This is a genomic window from Bacillus cereus group sp. MYBK95-2, from assembly GCF_051915225.1.
GTDB classification, from domain to species: Bacteria; Bacillota; Bacilli; order Bacillales; family Bacillaceae_G; genus Bacillus_A; species Bacillus_A cereus.
The window spans coordinates 221,613-244,196 of sequence record NZ_JBQAEH010000001.1 but is presented as its reverse complement, the minus strand read 5'-3'; the positions used below and the strand labels follow the sequence as shown (position 1 = coordinate 244,196).

The window sequence follows — 22,584 nt, the reverse complement described above, 5'->3', positions numbered from 1 at the left end:
ATGCATATAGATATTTTTTGGACTAGTTATTTATATAGGTTAATGGAATTTAATTACATAACTACTGAAACATTTTAAAGGAAAACAATTTGAGAAAGAAATGGTATGAATAGCTGTTGGCTCCTATTGTTGTTTTTTTTGTTTGACAGCACAGTTAATTATGTATATAAATTCAATATAGATTGTTTTTATAATATGGTTTATATGGGGTTTTCTTGATAATATAATGTGGAATATTATAGTGTTATTAGGTTATTAGGAACATTTAATGCTGTTTCATAACTGAAAGGTAATTGAAAAAAAACTGAAACTTTTCTCATAAAAATTCAATCTAACTTGAAAAATGAAAGGAAAATGAAATTTTCCAAAAGATATTCTTTGTTAAGATAAAAAGCATACATACAAAAAGTATTGACATATCTTAAAAATGTATTTTCAAGATATAGTGGGGGAAAAGATGAGATTAGAAAAACAATTAATAAAAAAGATGTATTATGAAACATTCCTAATGGAGAATGAAACAAAACCAACTCTTGACGTACTTGGACAAGCTTATGTAAACGAAGAAAAAAATGAGATTTCTGATGGGTCTTATATTCGTTTTGCACAAGGTGAATTTTATTATCGTCATCAAGATTTTGAAGCAGCTATTTTTAAATGGGAGAAGGTTAGTAATGAATTAGCACCATGGGCACAAAAAAATATTGCGGATGCGTATTTCGAACTGAATCAGTTATCATTTGCTGAAAATATTTATACTTCTATTACTACTGATAATAAAATATTGATGACCGAAATTAGACTACAATTACTTTCTCTTTATATTGAGCAAAATAATTTTGACTCAGCTTTCGGTGTTATTAAAGAAGCAGTTTCTTTAAATCCTGATTATCCGAATGTCACAAAAATTGCCCGTTCCTTTTATGAGGAACAGCAAGATTTTGATAGTGCAGTAGAGCTTGCTGTGAATGAGTTAATTCGCATAGAATCGTATCCTTGGTTTGAGGTGTTAAAAGGATATATCGATAAAGGGTTTACTAAACATATTTCACCAGACTATTTTTATGATGCATTAGCTACATTAAATAATGTAGATCAAGTACAATTTACGCAAATGGTTTCATCACTCTGGAACAGTTATAAAAATGAAAAAAATTACTTATTGTGGCTTAACACAATAAATGAATTTTTCTTACATATTGAAATACATTCGTCCGATATATGGAACAAAGTTTCTGCTCTTTACGAAGAAACGTACTTTGCATTAATTCAAGGTCAATATACGCTTAGACAATTAAACGATATCATACCAAATCTGTTAGCAAATTGGTTAAAGGTAGTCAATCCATCTTATGCTGTATTTCCATCTGCAGCTGTATTGGCATGGGATGAGATTTTCCCTTCCAAAATAGATTCAGCAAATATAGAACATGCGGAAAACTTACTGTCACATTCTATTAATCATGTAAATGGCTTAGAGTACAGCTTACACCTTTTTGAATCTATTACACAGTGGGCACAAAAGCAGAATATAGAAATAGGTCACCGATTTAAATGGTTAGTTGACGAGCTCGCAGATTTAAGAACAAATCGTATTTTAGTAACGGGAACTTCAGGGAACGGAAAAACTACATTTATTAACTCTATATTAGGAGAAAATATATTAGAAAAATCAATTTCAAATGTAGTAGTTTTAAAAAATGATGCTCATATAGAAATAAACGCTATAACAGACTCAGCAATTACAACAACGGAAGATGTCTCTGATTACCATAATATGATGTCTCAGCACCATCAAACATATAGAGATAGAGCGTGTGTTGAATTTAAATTACCATGCAGATTTTTAAATGAAAATAAACTTACATTTGTAGTGACACCTGGCTTTAATAGGAATAACGACACTAGAGATGAGATATTCGAATATTTAAATTCTGTAGACGAATTACTGTTCGTATTGAATGCGGATTCACCTTTTACTGATAAAGAACGTGACATTCTATTAAGTATTCAAGAACATACGCCAAATTTACAAATTCATTTCTTATTAAATAAAATCGATAACATTTACAGTGAAGCAGAAGTGAAAAGGGTATTACATGATACGGCAACGAGAATAAACACATATTTCCCGTATGCGAGAATTTTCCCTTATTCCTCGTTATATACAAGTAGTCAACAATTAAATGATTTAACTGAGTTTATTCATTTTAACTTTAATCATAAAAATATCGATGCAGAACGTACTGAAAAGTTATTATTTTTCATTCGAAAAACAATTACATATCTTTTGGATAAACGTGTTGAGAAAGAAAATAATCTGGTGGATGCTATTAATTGGAATGAAGATATGCTAGTGAAACTAAACGGTAGCATTAATAACCTTACTACATTTGAGAGGGAAAAAATTCATTTCATTACACAATCATATCGTTCAATGAAGACTGAAATTACAAATGATCTTACTGAAAATATTCCGAAGATATTAAAGAGCTGTTCTAATTTAATTAGTGAAGAAAGTGATTTCGGGCACATGGATACGGAACTAAATAAAGCAATGAATGAAAGAGTGCATAAATATTTAGAACAAACTGTGTTACCTAATCTGGCTCTTTCTATGCAAAATTGGATTGCAACTTCTAATAATGAGCTTCTTCAAAGTCAAACGTATTTAGAAGAACTTAGTGAAGGGCTTAATTCACTATTTGGAGAAAATAGAATACAGTTAGAATGTGACTTTAAAGTGCTTGATGACTGGCGCAGAGATACTGACAGGATGACGACTAGAATACAAATGGATGAAGTAAATATTTTACGTCGATTTACGCCAGCACAATTTTTACTGAAAAGTGCCGGTAAATTGTTTGGAGTTCTTCCTAAAAATAAATCTATGCTATATAACAAATACAAACAGTATGTAGAAAATGAAGATTATACTGAAGTAACGGCTTCTATTATGAAGAAATTTTTCTTGCAATTTGAGCTGTTTGAAAACACACAAGAGCGAGATATTAATATATTCTTTAGGAATCCATTTAACTCTTTAAAGCAAGCTGTAGAAAACACGCATTTAGAAATACAAGAAAAACAAGAGATATTACATAAGATGAAATCAAATCCTGAAATCTATCATGATTCTATCATGCTCTTTGAATTGAGATTGCGTCAATGTGAAGTAATTTTAAATATAAGTGATGATAATACTTTTGCGGATGTAGCTTTAGAAATAAGCGTAGAATAAAAGTAAAAGGGAGCAACTGTAATAAGTTGCTCCTTTTTCATATATAGATTATTTTTCTGTTTCTTTAATTTTAGTTTGTACTTCGCCAGTTTTAATTTTATTACTTTCTGAGAAGCGTAATAAATCGCCTTCAATAATTTTGTCAGACATTCGTAATTCATTTTGGGCACGTTTAATGAGGGCTTGAGCTTCTTTTTTTGGTAGATCTACAATTTCACCTGTTATACGGTCGTAGAAAGTGTTGTTTTTGTATGCATACTTATCTGTAACGAAGCTACCATCACGTAAAACAACAAAGCCAGTATATTCATCTGAAAACATATCATGGCCAAAACGAATATCATTCGTAGAATCAACACCTAATAAATTTAGAATAGTAGGTTTCATATCGATTTGTCCAGTAGGCTTTGAAATAGTTTGACCTTCTGTTTGTCCAGGAATATGAATATATAAAGGTGTACGTTGTAAATTTAAAGTATCAAATTCTGTTATTTGATCTTTTTCTAAAAACTGTGCCATTGCACGATTATGTTTTTCGGAAATACCATAATGATCACCGTATAACACAATAATAGAATCATCGTAAAGCCCCTCGGCCTTTAGACGTTCAATAAATTTTTTAATTGATTCGTCTAAGTAACGTGCTGTTACGATGTAACGATCAAATACGCCATTACCAGAGTTGTATGGTTCAATGAATTTTGTATCTTCATCATACGTAAATGGATAATGGTTTGTTAAAGTAAGGAAACGAGCATAGAATGGTTGATTAACAGTTTTTAATATATCTACTGATTGATCAAAGTATTCGATATCTTTTAATCCCCAATTTAAATTTGTTTCTGGTGTAATTTTGTAATCAAGCTCATTATAGTAACGATCATAACCAAGAGCAGAGTACATGATATTACGATTCCAAAATGTTGCGTTATTCGCATGAAATACAGAAGTGAAATAACCTTGCTGACGTAAAATTTCTGGAGTTGCAGTATAATCATTGTTACCGTGTGTAAAGAATACAGCTCCTCGATTTAATGGATACAACGACGTATCGATTAGAAATTCAGAATCAGATGTTTTCCCTTGACTAGTTTGATGGAAAAAGTTATCAAAGTAATAACTTTCATTTATGAATTCATTTAGGAATGGTGTAACTTCTTGCCCGTTCACTGATGCGCCTATTAAGAAGGTCTGCAAGGATTCAAGAGTGACGACAATTACGTTTTTTCCTTTCGCTGCACCAAACATATTAGGGTTTGGCTCGCTTTGATTTGCTTTTACGTAGTTTTCAGTTTCTTGTAATTTACTACTATCAGCAAGTGCTTTTTGTGACCCAGCTTTTACTTGCAGTGTTAAGTCATATACTTGGTGAGTATATAAGCCTAAATTTTTGACAAGCATGACTCGGTCGAATGATCTTGTTAATAATTCAGGGCGCTCTTTTTCTGCAAGATGTAGATTCGCAAAGAATACACCAATCGTTAAAAGAAAGTATAACAAGCGCGTAGAATGATTTACACGTTCTGTTTTAAAGACCAATGATTTCTTTTTTAATAAAATAAAGAAGAAAACAATGTCTACGAATGCGAGTATAATTTTGTAGTTTAATATTTCTATAATACTGCCGCCTAATTGGCCGAAGTTTGAGGTTTGTCCAAGTACTGGTAATGTAACGAAATCACTATAAAAATCATAGAACATTACATTTCCAACAAGCACGATTGTTAATAAGAAATTAATACAGAGCGCTATATAATTTCGCTTTTCACCAGTTGCAAATAATGCTAATCCAACAAATGCTAATGATGCGGCTAGAGGGCTAATAAACAAAATGAGCTCTTGCGTTGAAGACTCGATTTTTAAATCAAAACTGAATCGCGTAATAAGATATGTTTTTAACCATACCGCTAAAGCCATTATTATAACAAAACTTATATTTTGCATTTGTAAATTTATTTTGTTCTTCATTTTTACACCTTCTTTATATAATTTATTTAACTAAAGTTATATATTATGTTTTTATAACTATTAGAGTGTAATGAACCATTTAGACTTTGTTTTCTAAAGGGAATAATTTGAAGTATTCATATATATACAATGGGGATTTTTAAAGCGTAGTAGCATAAATATAACTCTTTTTGAGAAACGGGCAGAACAAGTCATAGTTGTAGTGAAATTGACTTATAGACATCCTACCATATTAAACACTATGATGATGTTACAAAATATCGAACAAATAAAAGTGAAAATGGATAGAGACTTTTAAAACTGTTGACATTCAATTTATTAGAATTGAATGTCAATCGTTTTAAATATACAGTTATATTACATATGTATTTTGTAAAATCCCGATTTTTTGTCGGTTAATTATTAGCAGGGAAGGATAGGGGTTTTATTAATATAATTTTACTATATGTAAGTAAAGTGTTTTGAAATTGAAAATATTTGACTGACATTTTAATGATAGAAATTAAATGTCAGATAAGTACTTTCCAACATACAGACCACTTGCAGCTGCTTGAGATAATGAATGCGTAACGCCTGAACAATCTCCAATTAAAAATAGCCCATGTATACTAGTTTCAAAATGATTATTAATTTTTATCGTAGGAGCATAGAACTTTCCATCAATTCCATATAGTAAAGTATGTTGATCAATAGGTTCTTGTATAAATTGTTCTAAACGTAATAAAAATTCTTTGAGCCCTTCAATATATAATTGAGGAATTTCTTGATTCAAATCTCCATAATCCCCCTGTAGTGTAGGCTGTATACGGCTATGTTCCATGATGTTTTCCACCGTAGGTTGTTTCTTTAGTAAGTCCTCTAAGCGCTGTATAACAATCCGATCTCGTCCTTGGTTAATGCCTTTAATAATTGAACTTGCGTATACATTTGCTTCTTTGAGAGTTGGAAAATAGCTAGGAATAAATAAAGTGAAATTTAAATTAGAAGTGCCAGTTCCTTGCTCTCGAAAATTTTGACCGTCAGGCATAACTAAACCTTCTTCGTACTTTCGAATGATGCGTCCTTTTGGATTCATACAGTAAGTAGTTGCTGTGAAATGCTCACCTTGATAAGAAAGTTTTGTTTCAAAAGTATCTTTTAATATAGAACGTAATTGATGTTCTTTCATTTCTACTCTAATTCCTAAATCTACACGTGTTTGCTCCTGAGAAATATTTAGGGAACTGCACATTTCTTTTAACCAATCGGCCCCAGAGCGCCCAGTTGCAAATACTAGTTGCGTAGTTTGAACTGTTCCTTGATTTGTATCTATTGTAAAATGATCTTCCTGTTTCAGAATATGTTGTACATCTATATGAAATTGGATCTTTATTTTCGTCAGTAAAAATTCATAGAGCTGCTGAAAAATGTTACTGGAAAGTGTAGTACCAAGATGTCTTACTTCTGTTGTTAGCATTTGTAAACCACACGCTTCAGCTCTCTTAGTGAGACTTGAATTTTCAGTAGAATATTTTGAAACCGAACTTCCACCAAACTGACATAGAATTTCATCTACTTCAGCCATGAGTTGTATAAAACCCTCTTTACCGACTTTTTTCTCAAGTTCTCCGCCAAATCCGTTTGTATAATTAAATTTCCCTTCAGATTTGCCTAAACCACCAAACCCGAAATATTTATCACATGTAGTACAATTACACACTTTTCCTTCGTCTAAAGGACAATGGCGATCTTCTAGCGCTTTACCTTTATCAAGAATTAAAACTTTTTTGTTACTTTTAGCTAGTGAATAAGCCATAAAAATGCTACTTACTCCAGCGCCGATAATCGTAACATCATACATATTCTTCCACCTGCTAACGAATAGTTTGTTTTTTATTTTTCTAGTGTATAACAATTTTATGAAGTTAAGAAATAGCTTTTATTAATAAAGTGGGAGTTTTTGAACTTGATGCTTTATTAATTTCTACGAGTGGTGGAGTAAATACAAAAATTTTTATTTGAAAGAAGAAACAGTTTAAAAAATAACTATGTCATATGATTAATAACATCTTACATAGAAAAAAACAGACCTTTTAAGTGAAGAGGTCTGTTAATGATTTTAAATCTTATTTAGCAAACACATGATTACCAATTACTGCTACTGTTTGACGTGTCGTAATCCACTTGTCCGTTGATGTTTTTGGATTGTAGAAATAAATCCAGTCTGAATCTACTCCATTTGTGGAGATAGCCTCTTCTACAGCCATTTTTGCTTCTGCACTTGCAGGTTGATTAATTCTTCCATCTGTAACAGGAGTAAATGCATATCCGTATTTAATAGGTTCATAAATAACGCCTGTTATTGTATTTGGAAAACCTTTTGCATTTACACGATTTAGTATAACTTTGGCTACTGCTACTTTTCCTTTATAGGATTCGCCACCTGCTTCAGCGGTAACTAAGCGTGCCATTAAGTCTTTTTCTTTTTGTGAAATACTTGAGTTGATTTTTAAATGTTGTCCTGTATAAAGCTTGTTTCCGACTGTATTGTTCATTTGTTTTATAGATTGGACAGTGACATTGTAACGCTTTGCTATCGTTTCTAATGAATCTCCCGGTTGTACTTGATAAATAATTTGTTCAGAAATGTTCGCAGGCTTGGCATTTTGAGGAACAGTGATTTCATTTGATTTCACGGACCCTGGAATATGTAACTGTTCGCCAATAAAGGTTTTATCGTTTCCTTTATTATTAGCCTGTTTAATGGATTGTATTGAAACTCCGTATTGTTTACTAATGCCCCAAAGTGTATCGTTCTTTTTTACTGTATGAATGGTAGAAGCTTCAGCTGTACTTTGACTACATACGAATGTAATTGCGGCCGCAGATAAAGGAATTATATGTTTTAGTTTTAGTAATTTCATTGTAAATCCTCCTAAGAAAAAATTAAGGTGAAACGATTAAGTAATGTAGTTTGAAATGTGTATATGCGTAATATATTAATGTAAGTATATTAGCACATATAAAATAAATAATCACTATAAGTTTCATATTCGTTTAGTGTAGAGTCAGAATATGAAATATTGCATATGAAAATACATTGAAGTTCATATTTCTGATTACTATAATCTATTTAGTAGAAAGGGAATACGTTATAGAATTAATCATTATAGATTAATATAATGATTAATAATTATTAATAGGAGGATTGATGTAATGAAAATATTTCAAAAAATGTGTGCGTCAACTGTAATCATTACAACACTTTTAGGAACAGGAGGCACTATCAATAGTGTATATGCTGATTCTATAGAACAGCAGAGTAAATTAGGGATAGAACAAGAAACAGATAAGCAAATCATTGTAAAATTTAAAGCGGATTTGGATTTGCCATATGAAGATGGTATTGAAAAACAAATACAATCTCAAACGAATGATAAAGTAATAAAAGATCTTTTGACAGAATATCCAGATGTAACATTTACTCGTTTATTCACATCTGTAAGCCCGGAACAAATACAAAACCTTGAAGTGAAAGCACCTAATCATGTATCTACAAGTCTATTAAACTACTATATTCTTCAAAATCAAAATAGTGGGTATGAAGAAGAAATAGTAGATAAGTTAAAGGCATCTTCTTTAATAGAAGATGCGTATATGAAGAAACAAGAGAAAATAATGCCACCTGAAGTGCAATCATCAAGTGTAGCTCTTAATCCTAATAACAATCCTAGATTTAAAAAACAAGGTTATCTTGAAGCAGCCCCATACGGTATTAATGCGCCTTTCGCCTGGGGAATTCAAGGCGGTAATGGAAATGGTATTACTTTTGTTGATATGGAATACGGATGGCTATTAAATCATGAGGATTTATTACATCAAAATATTGAATTAATGTCTGGAAGAAATATAGATCAGCATGTCGGTCATGGGACGTCTGTACTAGGAATTGTATCCTCTGAGGACAATGAAGTCGGGAATATTGGGATTGCGCCAAAAGCGAAAGCAAAGGTTATCTCTCAAATAAGAGATAACGGACAGTATAATACGGCTGATGCAATATTAAGCGCTGTAAATCAGTTAGAAGCTGGGGATGTTTTATTATTAGAGGCGCAAGCATCCTTTGATGGATATGGTGATAAATATTTACCTGTTGAAGTACAACCAGATATTTTTGATGCAATTCGTGCTGGTACAGATAAAGGGATTGTAATTATAGAGGCTGGAGCAAATGGGTGGAATGATTTAGACCAGTTCAAAGATAGAAAAGGTAAGCAAGTCTTAAATCGTAATAGTAAAGATTTTAAAGATTCGGGTGCAATTATGGTAGGCGCTGGCTCTTCATCTTTCCCTCATGAACGTATGTGGTTTTCGAATTATGGAAGCCGTATTGATGTGTACGGATGGGGAGAAAATGTAGATACAACTACAGCTGAACAAAGTAGAAGTGCTGTAAATCTTTATACTTCAAGCTTTAGCGGAACATCTAGTGCTTCGCCAATTATTGCTGGGGCAGCGACTTTAGTACAAAGCATTGCTAAAGAAAATTTAGGACAACCATATAGACCTAGTGAACTAAGAGCAATATTAAGCAACCAGAGCACAGGAACAAAATCTAAAGATCCATATGCAGATAAAATTGGTGTTTTACCAGATTTGAAGTCTATACTAGTAAACTTAGGCTATGAACAAAGAAAACCAAACGGTGGGAATGAATTACAAGTAACAGAAAATGAACCAAATAATGAGCCTAGGCAGGCAAATAAAGTTAACTTTCATACACCGGTGAAAGGAACGCTACATAATAGTGATAGAGTAGATGTATTTACTTTCCAAATTGACTCGCCGGAAAATATTAATATTTCTCTACTAAATGAACAAAATATCGGAATGACATGGGTACTTCATCATGAATCAGATTTAAATAACTATGTAGCATATGGTGAAAATGAAGGCAATGTAGTTAAAGGAACTTATAATGCAAAGCCAGGTAAATATTATTTATACGTCTATAAATATGAGAATAAAGATGGTTCATACGTATTGAACATAAAATAAGTAAAAGGAACTTCAGATGAAGTTCCTTTAAATTTTTCTAATTTAGTATATGTGAATGATTTTTTAACTTTACTTCTATGCAATATTTCATATTGATGAAATGTTATTTATTTTTTCTGAACTAGCTTATATTATATTCAATAAGTTTGATATAAAAACAGAAAAAGAGAGGGATAATAATGAGCAATAAGAAGTTAATTTTGAAATTATTCATATGTAGTACAATATTTATCACATTTGTATTTGCTTTACATGATAAGCAAGTAGTTGCAGCTAGCTCTGTTAATGAGCTTGAAAATTGGTCGAAATGGATGCAACCTATACCTGATAATATCCCGTTAGCACGAATTTCAATTCCAGGAACACACGATAGTGGGACGTTCAAGTTGCAAAATCCGATTAAGCAAGTATGGGGAATGACGCAAGAATATGATTTTCGCTATCAAATGGACCATGGAGCTCGCATTTTTGATATAAGAGGACGTTTAACAGATGATAATACGATAGTTCTTCATCATGGGCCATTATATCTTTATGTAACACTGCATGAATTCATAAACGAAGCGAAACAATTTTTAAGAGATAACCCGAGTGAAACGATTATTATGTCTTTAAAAAAAGAGTATGAGGATATGAAAGGGGCAGAAGATTCATTTAGTAGTACGTTTGAAAAAAATTATTTTGTTGATCCTATCTTTTTAAAAACAGAAGGAAATATAAAACTTGGAGATGCTCGTGGGAAAATTGTACTACTAAAAAGATATAGTGGTAGTAATGAATCTGGAGGATATAATAATTTTTATTGGCCAGATAATGAGACGTTTACCACAACTGTAAATCAAAATGTAAATGTAACAGTACAAGATAAATATAAAGTGAGTTATGATGAGAAAGTAAAATCTATTAAAGATACAATGAATGAAACGATGAACAATAGCGAGGATTTAAATCATCTATATATAAATTTTACAAGCTTGTCTTCTGGTGGTACAGCATGGAATAGTCCATATTACTATGCCTCTTATATAAATCCTGAAATTGCAAACCATATAAAACAAAAGAATCCTGCGAGAGTAGGCTGGGTAATTCAAGACTACATAAATGAAAAGTGGTCACCATTATTGTATCAAGAAGTTATAAGAGCGAATAAGTCATTAATAAAAGAATAAAGATGATGAGAGTGAGAAGCGATAAAATATATCGCTTCTTATTTCTTTTCCAATAACCAACAATATAAATTGTACTTTTATAATAGAAAAAAATAAAAACATAAGATATAATCATACATATAAAATTTGTACCTATAAATTTTATATGTATGATTGAATTTGATTTGTTGTAATGAAATGGAGGTATATACTATGAAGTTTCCACATGATTTTTTATTCGGAGCTGCTTCAGCTTCTTATCAAGTAGAAGGTGCATGGAATGAAGATGGAAAAGGTGTTACGAATTGGGACGAGTTTTCAAAAATTCCTGGCAAAACATACAATGGAACAAATGGTGATATAGCTGTTGATCATTATCATCGATATAAGGAAGATGTTCGCTTAATGGCTGAGATGGGATTAGAATCGTATCGTTTTTCTATTTCTTGGGCGAGAATATTGCCGACTGGAGATGGAAAGGTAAATGAAAAAGGGATTGAATTTTATAACAACTTAATTGATGAATGTTTAAAATACGGGATTGTGCCGTTTGTCACTTTATATCATTGGGATTTACCATTACCGTTAGAAAAAGATGGTGGATGGACGAATAAAAGAACAGCAGAGGCTTTCGTAAAATATGCAGAAACTTGTTTTAAGGCATTTGGTGACAGAGTTAAGCATTGGATTACTTTTAATGAGACCGTAATGTTTTGTGGATTAGGTTATTTAAAAGGTGCACATCCACCAGGAATACAAAATGATGTTCCAAAGTATTTTCAAGCGACTCATTATGTATTTTATGCACACGCGAAAACAGTTGCGGTGTACAAGCAGCTGAAACAATATGGTGAGATTGGGATTACACATGTTTTCTTACCAGCTTATAGTGTGGATGATCAAAAAGAAAATATACAAGCAGCAAATCATGCGAATGAATATGAAACGTATTGGTATTATGATCCAATTTTAAAAGGCGAGTATCCGTCTTATGTTGTACAACAATTAAAGGAAAAAGGATGGACTCCTAATTGGACGGTTGAAGAATTAGAAATCATTAAACAAAATGCAGAAGAAAATGATTTTATTGGCTTGAATTATTATCAACCAATACGAGTAGAAAGATACGATATGGATATAAAGAGTGAGGAACATTCTCGAGAAAACTCAACGCTTGCTCCAGGTAACCCTTCTTTTGATGGTTTTTATCGAACAGTTAAAATGGATGATAAAACATATACAAAATGGGGATGGGAAATATCTCCCGAAGGTTTCTTAGAGGGATTGCATATGTTGAAAGCGCGTTACGGTGACATAAAGATGTATGTAACGGAAAATGGACTTGGTGATGAAGATCCAATCATTGACGGAGAAATTGTAGATGTTCCGAGAATTAAATTTATTGAAGCGCATTTAAAAGTAATGAAGCGTGCAATTGAAGAGGGAATTAACTTAAAAGGTTATTATGCATGGTCAGTGATTGATCTTTTAAGTTGGTTAAATGGATATAAAAAGCAATATGGCTTTATTTTTGTCGATCATAATGATAACTTAAAACGTAAGAAGAAACTTTCGTTTCATTGGTATAAACGTGTGATCGAAACGAGAGGGGAAGAGTTATAACAGATAAAAGCGTATTTTAGGAGAAAGTGTATGAGTGCAAAGTATAAACAAATTGCAGATGTGTTAGAGCAAAACATTCGAGATGGGCTTTTTAATGAAACGAAAAAACTACCTACAGAAGAAGCGTTGATGAATCGATTTGAAGTAAGCCGTAATACGATACGTAAAGTAATTAGTCAGCTTGTGAATAGAGGTTATATTTTTCAAGTGCAAGGTAGTGGCATGTTTTTACGCGAAACTTCTGTAACAGATTACATTAATTTAGGAAGTTTACGTGGATTAACGAAAAATCTTGTTTCACAAAATATTGAAACGAAAGTGTTAGAGCTGGAAGTAATAGATGCGGACGAAGAGATAGCAAAGCGGATGCAATGCGAAGCTGGAACTAGGTTGTATTTTTTGAAGCGCTTAAGAATTGTAGATGCTAAACCATTCTCTATTGAAGTAAGTTATTTCAAAAAGGATATTATTCCATATTTGAACGAAGAAATAGCATTAAGCTCTGTATACAGTTATTTCATTGAAGATTTACGATTAAATATTGGTTTTGCTGATAAAGTTATTAGTTGTGAAAAAGTAAATAAAGAAAATGCACAGCTTTTAGAATTAAATGAAGGTGATCCGGCGCTTCTTATTGAAAATACAGTGTATCTTGTAAATGGAACAATTTTTGAGTTATCTCAGTCGATGTTTCATTATGAAAAGGCGAAACTTTTAAATCGAATTAATTTTAAATGAAAAATTATCGTGTGAAAAAAGCAACTGGTCCTAAGTGATCAGTTGCTTTTTATTTTTTAAGTGGATGAGCAAAAAAACATGAAAGTGGTTGGTCCGCTTTTTGCAAACATCTATTATGATAAGAGAAGAAAGGTAGTATGTTATCGACGTTTTAAAGAGGAAGGTTTTTATGTAAGTTCTTTAATTAAAATAGATGGGTCTTAGAGAGGTGAAAAGACAATGAGTTTTGCAATTTCACTAGTCGTTATTATTGTAATTGTATCGCTATTTGGGACTGTACTAGTTGCAAGAAACGTGGAGGAGAATTACGGTAAGTCTACAAAAAGAAATGTGAAAAACTTATCTGCAATCTATATTCTTCTTCTTTTTGTTCTACTGGCCGGGGTAACATGGTACGCGGTAATGATTTAATAGTTTGTAAAAGAACTGAAATGAGAGTATGAAGTTGGAATTTCAGAAGCTATTGAGTAATCAGAAAGAGAACCATTTTGGATATATCCATTTACGGATAAGAAAATGTGACTAATTAATACTATTTTTACGGTGAATACTGTTAGTAAAAAATGAGGATAGTTCGTTTTGAAAGGAGGAAACTAGATGGAATGGAAACCAAATCGTGCAGATAAGACACCTGTATATAAACAAATTGCGGATTATATTGAAAGAGGCATTTCTTCAGGTGAATTTCCTTCTGATAGTAAGTTACCTTCTGAGCGTATGTTAGCAAAGGAATTACAGGTGAACCGGAGTACAATAGTAGCTGCGTATGAAGAATTAAAATCACTTGGAGTAGTAGAACGGCAAAAGGGAAGCGGAACACGGGTCAATACAGACATATGGGGTGTCTCACATAAACGAATACCGAACTGGGGTAGGTACGTGGAGGATGGATCGTTCTTACCTAACGTACCACTCGTTCAACAAATTCGAACGGAAACACAAAAAGATGATTTAATTAATTTAGCAAGCGGTGAACTGTCACCAGAATTAATTCCAAGTGATAGATTTCGAACAATTTTGTCGGAGAAAACATTTATGGAAAACCTCGGTTATGATCATCCACTTGGAAATGAGATGTTGAGAAAAACAATTGCAGCACATGTTCAGCAATATAAACAAATTGAAGCAGATTCAAGCTCTATTCTTATTACGTCAGGAGCACAACAGGCGCTTAATCTTATCGTTCAATGTTTATTAAAACCTGGTGATGCGATCGCGATTGAAGATCCTTCGTATTGTTTTTCGCTTCCAATGTTTAAATCGGCCGGTTTAAACATATTTCATTTACCTGTTGATGAGCATGGAATGAATCCAGATGACTTAATCGATTTGCACAAAAAGCATCGCATTCGTATGGTGTTTTTGAATCCAGATTATCAGAATCCGACGGGGACTGTGCTTTCATTAGCGAGACGTAAAAAAATTTTAGAACTGTCTTCTGAGTTCGGTATACCAATTGTAGAAGATGATCCGTATAGTTTAATCTCTTTTAATGGAGAAGTGAACCCGACATTAAAATCAATGGACCAAAATGGAAATGTTCTTTATATAAGTTCATTATCAAAAATTGTTGCATCAGGATTACGTATTGGATGGATAATTGGTCCTACACGTGTAATTGAGCGTTTAGCAGATGCAAAGCAACAAGTTGATTTTGGCCATAGTGTATTTACGCAGTGGGTAGCAAATCAATTTTTAGAATCAAAGGATTTCCATAAACATATTACGATACTTCGTGGACAATTGAAGCAAAGAAGAGATGTATTAATTGCAGAGCTTGAAGGAACATTGGGAGACCGAGTTGAATGTTTCGTGCCAGAGGGTGGAATACATGTATGGTGTAAAGTGAAAGGAAAGTTTGATGAATATCACTTATTAGGTGAATCTATACAGAATGGTGTCGCATTTGTTCCGGGCAGTGTTTTAGGTTCGAAAAATGAATATATACGATTTACGTTTGGTAGAGCGAATATAGAACAAATTCAACTTGGAATTAAACGGTTTGCCGACACGCTAAATGAGATTTCATAATATGGATGTGTGATAGTGAAATGAGGGAAAGAAATGAAGTACGTGACGCTTTTACTTCAAGTAGGCGTGCTATATGTATTTAGCCTAGTGGGTACGTGGATTCAAGGAGTATTCCATCTATCAATGCCAGGAAGTTTAATAGGGATGTTAATACTGTTCCTGCTCCTTTCCACTCGCGTTTTACCGTTAAAATGGTTTGAGTTAGGTGCGGAAAAGTTAATCGTATTTTTACCGTTATTTTTAATCCCTTCGACAACAGGGCTCATGGAATACGGGTCTTTTCTTTTCAGTAAGGAGAGTATTATATTCCTTTTAGTAGTTGCAAGTACTGTAGTAACTTTGATTGTTTCAGGGTATATAAGTCAATTATTAATAACAACAAAAAAATAAAATCGACAAGGTGCACGATTCAAATGGTCTTAATTATTATTACTGTAGCAATTTATTTCTTGGCGACAAAGCTATATAAAAAATTTACGTTTGCATTTACGTTACCGGTGTTAACAGTTACGGCAATTATGATTTGTTTATTTTTCATTTTTGGTATTTCTCATCATGAGTATAGGGAAAATGGAGGAGACATTCTTTCAAGCTTATTGAGCCCTGCAATTGTAGCATTAGCCATACCTCTATTTAAAGAGCGAAAGATACTTATGAAAAATTTTTTATCGATACTTATTGGAGTAGTGATAGGTATAGTGGCTGTAACGAGTATGAATGTAGTGATTGGCGGAATTTTAAATATAGATAAGGAACTTATATTAACTACTTTACCACAGTTAGCAACGATGCCTATTGCCCTATCATTAGCGGATCAAATTGGTGGTATTCCATCTATGACTTCTAGTTTTGTAGTTGTTGCAGGAATAACAGGCGCTATTATCGGACCAACAGTACTTAAGTTTTTCAGTATAACAAGTACGATTGGAAAAGGAGTTGGAATGGGCTGTGCATCACATATTATCGGTGTGAGCCGTCTCGTGAAGGAAGGCGAGAAAGAGGCGACAATCGGTTCGGTAACGATGATTGTAACTGGAATACTCATTAGTATACTAATACCGTATGGAACGAAATTTATTTTTTAAATGTAATGGAGATGATAACAATGACAACATGGTTTATAGTTACATTATTTGTTTTTGGAGCTATTAAAGTATTAGTTTCTAGCATGCCCACTTCTGTTGTGGAATCAATTATTAGTAAATTTGAATTGCATCAAAAGCTTGAGGCGGAAAATACTTCTATATCGATAGATGGAAAAAATATAGAGGGAGAAATGAAACTACAAGTTATTCATGAATTTAATGAGGCTTTGTTTTTAGATAAACATTATTTCCCGCCGCACGGAGAAGGGACACCCATAGTCATTGATACGAAGAAAGGGAATAAAGAGATTAGATTTTCGCTATATAGCTATGAAGAACATGTTGATGTCATTAAGCAATATAAGAAGAAAGTCGTTGCCTATCGTTTACGCTCTAAAAGCCTTCAAACATTGGCACCATTAGCAATAACGGAAGAGTATGCTTAAGAAGGGACCTATAATGGTCTCTTTATTTTTTTATCCAATTATATACGTTCCAAATAAAAGAATGAAAAATCATATAACCAAATAAAGAATATGTATGGTTCCAATTCGCGTTATGTACAAATAAACCTAAACTTTCAGCAATCTGTTCAAAAAGGCTAGCACAAATACCGATTGAAATAATAAATAAAATTCTAGAAACGTTAGATAATTTTTTTGAAATGTGTATAAAGATAACTGTTAAAATCGGCAGTACGAACAATGTAAAAGCTATATTAACCGAAAATGTGGATGAGAAGGGCCTAGCCGGAAAGGAATATATTTGTTTATGAACAAAAAAGGCATCTAAGCAAGTTCCAATAATAGAAGAGAGAAAGATTGTAACTACTAATGCTAGAAACTCATTCTTCTTCTCGGAGGAGGACATTTTTCTTTGCGAGAATGGCGAGTTCAATTTTTTCGAGTGTTTTGCAGTAGTCTTCTGTAATTTGTCCATTTATATTTTCCTCCTTATCAACTAAGTAATTTACAACTTGCCAATCGGTAAACCAATCTTCACTGTCAACTTCTTCATGCTTCATATCTCGCCATGCATAGATGAGTGCAGGGCTGTATATGCGATAAGCGCCATTTCGTAACTGGCATTTCTTTATTCGGCGCTTATAAAACTCACGGGAAAAAGATTCATTTACACTTGAAAATAAATGGGGCCAGTAATCTTTCCTTGATCCTGTATGTGGATGGTGTTGAGCCCAGCTTATTATTTGAGATAAAACATGTGTATCTCGAAATAATAATGAGTACAATCTTTTTCCAATTAATATCCGTTCATGTAAGGAAGTGAAATGTTTCATTGTATCACCAAATAGTAATACTTTTTGTTTCTTATCATTTTCGTAGAATGGGAAAAGAATATGATTAAACTGAAAGAAATCAAAGAGTTTAAATCCAATACTATTTAGTACAGTCTTTTTAAATTGTACATTTTGAATCACTCTTTTTTCTAAGTAGTTTTGTTCATTAATAATAGTGGCAATCGCTAAAGTTTTTTTGTTACCTGTTTTCCAAAAATGGTGCCACATCGTTTCCATAAATGTAGAAACATTTAGGTGAGGGAGAAGGTGAAATAACTTTTGTGATCTCTTTACACTTTGTTCGTAAAGTAAAAATTGAGGGTATACATCTTGGAAAATAAGCCAATTCCCTTTTTCTAAAAAAGAAAAAAATATGAATTGATCTTTCTCTGATAAAATTCTCGTATATAAATCCCCCTTTAAATCAGTCATATTCCAACCGCCGTTACGTGATACCATATGTCCAAGCAGTGCCCAATGTATTTCTGGATATTGAATGTAAAATTGGTAGTATGCGCGTGTTCTTGTAACATTATTTTTATTTAGCTGTTCTGTTTGTATTTTTATTTTGTTGATGATGAGTTGCTCTTCTTTCGTTAATTTATACATGGTATCAGAAGGAATAAGTTTGCTTTTTTGTTTCAATTCATTTTTTACATCGAATAGGGAGAGAGGCAGTGCTTTGGAAGGTCCGTTATATGTATGATATGAATTGTTTCGGTCCATTCCGTTACCTCCCTTTTTCATAAATTTAAACATGATTATTGGCTATGAATCATTCTATTTATTTTATTACGAGTATAAGAAATAAATGAGCGGTGTTTTTTTACAAGGAATTTATTTATCATGCAAACAGTATGGAAAATCTTACTGTTGTGAGGTGAAATGAAAAACAGAAACTAAGTTTAATAGTTTCTGTTTTTTTATTTTGTCAATTAAATGTAACAAACGACGATTATGATTTGAATCAATTGAAAATAATTCAATAAATATTATTTAAATTGAGATGTTTCGTAGGAGGAAAAGGAATGTTAAATAAAATAATTTTAATTACTGGTGGTACAGGTTCGTGGGGGCATGAACTTATAAAACAACTATTAGAAAAATCACCGAAAGAAATTAGAGTTTTTTCAAGAAATGAAACGGTTCAGTTTGAAATGCAGCAACAGTTTATAAATGATGATAGGCTAAAATTTATTATTGGAGATATTCGTGATAAAGATCAACTAGTCTATGCATGCCAAGGTGTACATTATGTATTCCATCTTGCAGCTTTAAAACACGTTCCAGTATGTGAGTATTATCCTTATGAAGCTATAAAAACTAACATACATGGTACGCAAAATGTAATTGAAGCCTCTACACAGATGCAAGTTGAAAAAGTTATATATGTTTCAACGGATAAAGCAGCTGATCCATCAAATACGTATGGGATGACAAAAGCAATTGGTGAAAAATTAATGGTTCATGCGAATATACAAACGAAGAAAACAAAATTCATTTGTGTTCGTGGTGGAAATGTTTTAGGAACGAGTGGAAGTGTAGTACCGCTTTTTAAACAACAAATTAAAAGATCTTCAGAAGTAGGGATTACCGATGCGAATATGACTAGATTTTTCTTAACAGTTGAAGATGCTGTTGGATTGTTATTTAAAGCCGTATCTCAAGGTAGAGGCGGGGAAATCTTTGTTATGAAAATGCCGGCATGTAAAATAACAGATTTAGCGGAAATATTAATTGAAGATTCAAAAAAAGAGAATATTAAGGTGAAAGAGGTAGGGATAAGACCGGGTGAAAAATTAAGTGAAATGCTTCTATCTGAGGTAGAGAGTAAAACAAGTATAAGTTTTGATCAAAATTATTTTGTGGTACTACCGACGATTCCTATCGAAGGACTTCAAGAATATTATTCTAGCTATCCGCTAGTGGATGTGAAGAATTTTAGTTCTCAACAAGATTTACTTGCAAAACATGAGGTGAAACAAATGCTATTAAAAGGAGGGTTTTTGCGATGAAAAAAAATGCGAGCCTTTTAATAACTGGTGCAAATGGTTTCACAGGCCGCCATGCTTGCCACTATTTTTTAGAGCAGGGCTTTCATGTAATTCCTATGTTTCAAAATCGTGCACATAGAGAAAAAATTAGAAATGGTATTACGTGTAATTTAACTAATAAGAGCGAAGTAATGAAGGTAATGAAACAAATAAAGCCAGACTACGTATTGCATTTAGCGGGAAGGAATTCGGTTATAGAATCTTGGACAGCTGCTCTTGAGTATATAGAGATTAATGTAATAGGAACGTTATATTTATTAGAAGCAATTAAGCAAGAAGCCTCGCATTGTAGAACATTAGTTATAGGATCTGCTTTGCAAGCAGATAGTATGAACGAAATGAAAATTTCAAATCCATATAGTTTAAGTAAAACGATGCAAGTCATTATTGCAGAGGCTTGGGGAGGATTAATGGATTCAAATATTATCATTGCAAAGCCCTCAAACTTAATTGGTCCAGGGGTATCGAATGGTATTTGTTCGATTCTCGCAAAGAAAATAATAGATATAGAATCAGGTAGAAGTAAGGCTATTATCGAAGTAAACAGTTTGAAAGATAGTAGAGATTTTCTAGATGTACGTGATGCGGTCAAAGCGTATCATGTGTTATTACGAGATGGAATAAATGGAAAACAATATAATATCGGATCAGGAGTAAAACGATCTTTATTAGATGTACTAGAACAATATAAAGAATTAACACAGCTAAATTTTTTTATAGAGGAAACAGAGAAAAGTGGGAGCGACTCAAATGAGAGTTTAGCAACAGAGGAAATAAAAAATTTAGGTTGGATCCCAGAAATTGAATTTCATCAATCATTAAAAGATGTACTTGAGTATGCGAAGTGTAGTGACATCTGCGTGCAATGAAAAACAAAAAAGGGTGTAAGAAATATATGAATGGTTATGAAGTAATAGATAATCAAAATACGCTATTTCTTTCAATTGTTGATACGCTGGACTGGAGAGATGAAGAAGCGCATGTATTGCTTATTTATGAGGCAATACATAAATATCAAGCGTATGTAGAAGAAAAAAGGGTTAATCGAATAAAGTCAGCATTAGAGACGGAAACTAGATATGTGATTCAAATCTTTGCTCAATACGAGTGTAGTGAGTATGGAAATGATTTTTATGAACTCATTAACGATCTTTTACAAGATATAGAGGTGGAGTTAAAGATTTATATAAAAAATAATAAGTTTATTTACATTTAAAAGGTAAAGAGAAAGCTAGATTTTTAATAATAAAGGTGGGTATAAGTTATGAGCAAAACGATTCTTTTTACTGGGGGCGGTACAGCCGGACACGTTATGATTAATATTGTATTAATTCCTAAATTTATAGAGAAAGGCTGGAGAGTCGAGTATATTGGATCCAAAAATGGAATTGAAAAATCATTAGTGCAAAATGTAAAATACAATAGTGTTTCAACGGGAAAGCTTAGGAGATATTGGGATTGGGAGAATTTTAAAGATCCTTTTAAAATTATACGCGGTTGTTTACAAAGTTATAATTTAATTAAGAAAACAAAGCCTGACGTTATCTTTTCAGCAGGAGGATTTGTTTCAGTTCCTGTAGCTATAGGAGCATGGTTAAATCGTGTGCCTATAATTATACGTGAACCAGATAGCACATTAGGGCTTGCCAATAAAATAGCATTACCTTTTGCTACAAAGCTATGCACAACATTTCCTCAGACAGGAGAAAATGTAAGTAATGAGAAGAAGGTTTATGTAGGACCAATTGTAAGGGAAGAAATTGAGAAGGGTAACGTATTACGAGGAAGAAGATATTGTGAATTTCAGCAAGATAAACCAGTATTATTAATTATGGGTGGGAGTCAAGGTGCTAAGTGGATAAATGATATGGTAAGGGAATGTTTAGATACAATACTATTAAACTTTAATATTATTCATATATGTGGTAAAGGGAAGGTAGACCCATCTATTGGCATGGAGGGATATATGCAATTTGAATATATAGGCGACGAGTTGCCGCATATACTAAATATGGCAAGTGTTGTAGTTTCTAGAGCGGGTTCTACTGCTATTTCTGAATTGTTATTTTTGAAGAAACCGATGTTGCTTATCCCGTTAACTAACAGTTCCAGTAGGGGAGATCAAGTTTTAAATGCTGAATATTTTTCACGGCAAGGATATGCGGAAGTTATACTCCAAGACAGAGTAAGTACGAATACATTTATACATGCAGTAAATAAGTTGTATACAAATAAGGAGAAATATATTCAAAACATGAATGGATATAAGAAAACAAATGATGAGGGAATTCATCAAATAATAGATATAATAAATGAAGTGGTGAAGTAATAGAAATGTAAATAGAAAAACAAAAGGAAAGAA

19 protein-coding genes are annotated in these 22,584 nt (G+C 32.5%); 14 read left to right on the top strand and 5 right to left on the bottom strand.

Features of this window, described 5'->3' with window-relative positions; translation table 11 throughout:
- Positions 1–457 precede the first annotated feature (457 nt).
- Positions 458–3,241, top strand: a complete 2,784-nt coding sequence (locus ACTFN4_RS01175; protein WP_001235310.1) for a dynamin family protein — start codon at positions 458–460, stop codon at positions 3,239–3,241.
- Positions 3,242–3,289: 48 nt separating this feature from the next.
- Here ACTFN4_RS01175 and ACTFN4_RS01170 read toward each other — a convergent pair whose 3' ends face one another.
- From ACTFN4_RS01170 to ACTFN4_RS01160, 3 genes are all read right to left on the bottom strand, one after another.
- A complete protein-coding gene (locus tag ACTFN4_RS01170; protein WP_439962032.1) occupies positions 3,290–5,209 on the bottom strand; it encodes an LTA synthase family protein in 1,920 nt (639 codons plus the stop codon).
- A 502-nt stretch (positions 5,210–5,711) separates the two neighbouring features.
- Complete coding sequence (locus ACTFN4_RS01165; protein ID WP_000272399.1) at positions 5,712–7,049, bottom strand: NAD(P)/FAD-dependent oxidoreductase; 1,338 nt, start codon at positions 7,047–7,049, stop codon at positions 5,712–5,714.
- Between the two features lie 265 nt (positions 7,050–7,314).
- Complete coding sequence (locus tag ACTFN4_RS01160; protein ID WP_000771172.1) at positions 7,315–8,112, bottom strand: cell wall hydrolase; 798 nt, start codon at positions 8,110–8,112, stop codon at positions 7,315–7,317.
- Between the two features lie 292 nt (positions 8,113–8,404).
- Here ACTFN4_RS01160 and ACTFN4_RS01155 point away from each other — a divergent pair, with 292 nt between their 5' ends.
- From ACTFN4_RS01155 to ACTFN4_RS01115, 9 genes are all read left to right on the top strand, one after another.
- Positions 8,405–10,246: a S8 family peptidase gene (locus ACTFN4_RS01155; RefSeq protein WP_000689198.1), complete on the top strand. Its 1,842-nt coding sequence runs from the start codon at positions 8,405–8,407 to the stop codon at positions 10,244–10,246.
- Between the two features lie 179 nt (positions 10,247–10,425).
- Positions 10,426–11,415 carry a phosphatidylinositol diacylglycerol-lyase gene (plcA, locus tag ACTFN4_RS01150; protein ID WP_000066288.1) on the top strand — a complete coding sequence of 330 codons (990 nt, stop codon included), beginning with the start codon at positions 10,426–10,428 and terminating at the stop codon, positions 11,413–11,415.
- A 192-nt stretch (positions 11,416–11,607) separates the two neighbouring features.
- Positions 11,608–13,017 carry a glycoside hydrolase family 1 protein gene (locus tag ACTFN4_RS01145; RefSeq protein WP_000671620.1) on the top strand — a complete coding sequence of 470 codons (1,410 nt, stop codon included), beginning with the start codon at positions 11,608–11,610 and terminating at the stop codon, positions 13,015–13,017.
- Between the two features lie 30 nt (positions 13,018–13,047).
- Positions 13,048–13,755, top strand: a complete 708-nt coding sequence (locus ACTFN4_RS01140; protein ID WP_001274912.1) for a GntR family transcriptional regulator — start codon at positions 13,048–13,050, stop codon at positions 13,753–13,755.
- A 219-nt stretch (positions 13,756–13,974) separates the two neighbouring features.
- The gene (locus tag ACTFN4_RS01135; protein WP_000006458.1) at positions 13,975–14,166 is read left to right on the top strand and encodes a hypothetical protein; all 192 of its coding nucleotides are present in this window, start codon (positions 13,975–13,977) and stop codon (positions 14,164–14,166) included.
- A gap of 186 nt (positions 14,167–14,352) precedes the next feature.
- Positions 14,353–15,786 carry a MocR-like pyridoxine biosynthesis transcription factor PdxR gene (pdxR, locus tag ACTFN4_RS01130; protein ID WP_000454965.1) on the top strand — a complete coding sequence of 478 codons (1,434 nt, stop codon included), beginning with the start codon at positions 14,353–14,355 and terminating at the stop codon, positions 15,784–15,786.
- A 33-nt stretch (positions 15,787–15,819) separates the two neighbouring features.
- Complete coding sequence (locus ACTFN4_RS01125; RefSeq protein ID WP_000878488.1) at positions 15,820–16,176, top strand: CidA/LrgA family holin-like protein; 357 nt, start codon at positions 15,820–15,822, stop codon at positions 16,174–16,176.
- Between the two features lie 23 nt (positions 16,177–16,199).
- Positions 16,200–16,871, top strand: a complete 672-nt coding sequence (locus tag ACTFN4_RS01120) for an LrgB family protein (RefSeq protein WP_000242939.1) — start codon at positions 16,200–16,202, stop codon at positions 16,869–16,871.
- A 20-nt stretch (positions 16,872–16,891) separates the two neighbouring features.
- Positions 16,892–17,317: a YfmQ family protein gene (locus ACTFN4_RS01115; RefSeq protein WP_000214634.1), complete on the top strand. Its 426-nt coding sequence runs from the start codon at positions 16,892–16,894 to the stop codon at positions 17,315–17,317.
- A 22-nt stretch (positions 17,318–17,339) separates the two neighbouring features.
- Here the strand turns inward: ACTFN4_RS01115 and ACTFN4_RS01110 are convergent, their stop codons facing one another.
- Positions 17,340–17,741 carry a CBO0543 family protein gene (locus ACTFN4_RS01110; protein ID WP_033666325.1) on the bottom strand — a complete coding sequence of 134 codons (402 nt, stop codon included), beginning with the start codon at positions 17,739–17,741 and terminating at the stop codon, positions 17,340–17,342.
- The gene (locus ACTFN4_RS01105) at positions 17,716–18,894 is read right to left on the bottom strand and encodes a DUF2515 domain-containing protein (protein ID WP_000375773.1); all 1,179 of its coding nucleotides are present in this window, start codon (positions 18,892–18,894) and stop codon (positions 17,716–17,718) included. Before ACTFN4_RS01105 ends, ACTFN4_RS01110 begins: the two co-directional genes overlap by 26 nt.
- Positions 18,895–19,196: 302 nt before the next feature.
- Here ACTFN4_RS01105 and ACTFN4_RS01100 point away from each other — a divergent pair, with 302 nt between their 5' ends.
- Genes ACTFN4_RS01100 through ACTFN4_RS01085 form a run of 4 tightly spaced genes read left to right on the top strand, consistent with a single transcriptional unit; the run spans position 19,197 to position 22,551 of the window.
- The gene (locus ACTFN4_RS01100) at positions 19,197–20,183 is read left to right on the top strand and encodes a UDP-N-acetylglucosamine 4,6-dehydratase family protein (protein ID WP_088362774.1); all 987 of its coding nucleotides are present in this window, start codon (positions 19,197–19,199) and stop codon (positions 20,181–20,183) included.
- Complete coding sequence (locus tag ACTFN4_RS01095; RefSeq protein WP_000739078.1) at positions 20,180–21,091, top strand: NAD-dependent epimerase/dehydratase family protein; 912 nt, start codon at positions 20,180–20,182, stop codon at positions 21,089–21,091. The genes ACTFN4_RS01100 and ACTFN4_RS01095 overlap by 4 nt, the downstream gene beginning before the upstream one ends.
- The gene (locus tag ACTFN4_RS01090; RefSeq protein WP_002164458.1) at positions 21,088–21,438 is read left to right on the top strand and encodes a DUF6572 domain-containing protein; all 351 of its coding nucleotides are present in this window, start codon (positions 21,088–21,090) and stop codon (positions 21,436–21,438) included. The genes ACTFN4_RS01095 and ACTFN4_RS01090 overlap by 4 nt, the downstream gene beginning before the upstream one ends.
- Before the next feature lie 48 nt (positions 21,439–21,486).
- Positions 21,487–22,551: an undecaprenyldiphospho-muramoylpentapeptide beta-N-acetylglucosaminyltransferase gene (locus ACTFN4_RS01085; RefSeq protein ID WP_000047562.1), complete on the top strand. Its 1,065-nt coding sequence runs from the start codon at positions 21,487–21,489 to the stop codon at positions 22,549–22,551.
- Positions 22,552–22,584: the final 33 nt, after the last annotated feature.

Excerpts from the sequence above, each read along its gene's own strand:
- ACTFN4_RS01110 (WP_033666325.1), bottom strand. The coding sequence starts at position 17,741 with ATGTCCTCCTCCGAGAAGAAGAATGAGTTTCTAGCATTAGTAGTTACA.
- ACTFN4_RS01095 (WP_000739078.1), top strand. The coding sequence starts at position 20,180 with ATGAAAAAAAATGCGAGCCTTTTAATAACTGGTGCAAATGGTTTCACA.
- ACTFN4_RS01085 (WP_000047562.1), top strand. The coding sequence starts at position 21,487 with ATGAGCAAAACGATTCTTTTTACTGGGGGCGGTACAGCCGGACACGTT.
- ACTFN4_RS01165 (WP_000272399.1), bottom strand. The coding sequence starts at position 7,049 with ATGTATGATGTTACGATTATCGGCGCTGGAGTAAGTAGCATTTTTATG.
- ACTFN4_RS01135 (WP_000006458.1), top strand. The coding sequence starts at position 13,975 with ATGAGTTTTGCAATTTCACTAGTCGTTATTATTGTAATTGTATCGCTA.
- ACTFN4_RS01175 (WP_001235310.1), top strand. The coding sequence starts at position 458 with ATGAGATTAGAAAAACAATTAATAAAAAAGATGTATTATGAAACATTC.
- ACTFN4_RS01100 (WP_088362774.1), top strand. The coding sequence starts at position 19,197 with ATGTTAAATAAAATAATTTTAATTACTGGTGGTACAGGTTCGTGGGGG.
- ACTFN4_RS01115 (WP_000214634.1), top strand. The coding sequence starts at position 16,892 with ATGACAACATGGTTTATAGTTACATTATTTGTTTTTGGAGCTATTAAA.
- ACTFN4_RS01105 (WP_000375773.1), bottom strand. The coding sequence starts at position 18,894 with ATGGACCGAAACAATTCATATCATACATATAACGGACCTTCCAAAGCA.
- ACTFN4_RS01125 (WP_000878488.1), top strand. The coding sequence starts at position 15,820 with ATGAAGTACGTGACGCTTTTACTTCAAGTAGGCGTGCTATATGTATTT.
- ACTFN4_RS01170 (WP_439962032.1), bottom strand. The coding sequence starts at position 5,209 with ATGAAGAACAAAATAAATTTACAAATGCAAAATATAAGTTTTGTTATA.
- ACTFN4_RS01155 (WP_000689198.1), top strand. The coding sequence starts at position 8,405 with ATGAAAATATTTCAAAAAATGTGTGCGTCAACTGTAATCATTACAACA.
- ACTFN4_RS01140 (WP_001274912.1), top strand. The coding sequence starts at position 13,048 with ATGAGTGCAAAGTATAAACAAATTGCAGATGTGTTAGAGCAAAACATT.
- ACTFN4_RS01160 (WP_000771172.1), bottom strand. The coding sequence starts at position 8,112 with ATGAAATTACTAAAACTAAAACATATAATTCCTTTATCTGCGGCCGCA.
- plcA (WP_000066288.1), top strand. The coding sequence starts at position 10,426 with ATGAGCAATAAGAAGTTAATTTTGAAATTATTCATATGTAGTACAATA.
- ACTFN4_RS01120 (WP_000242939.1), top strand. The coding sequence starts at position 16,200 with ATGGTCTTAATTATTATTACTGTAGCAATTTATTTCTTGGCGACAAAG.
- ACTFN4_RS01090 (WP_002164458.1), top strand. The coding sequence starts at position 21,088 with ATGAAAAACAAAAAAGGGTGTAAGAAATATATGAATGGTTATGAAGTA.
- ACTFN4_RS01145 (WP_000671620.1), top strand. The coding sequence starts at position 11,608 with ATGAAGTTTCCACATGATTTTTTATTCGGAGCTGCTTCAGCTTCTTAT.
- pdxR (WP_000454965.1), top strand. The coding sequence starts at position 14,353 with ATGGAATGGAAACCAAATCGTGCAGATAAGACACCTGTATATAAACAA.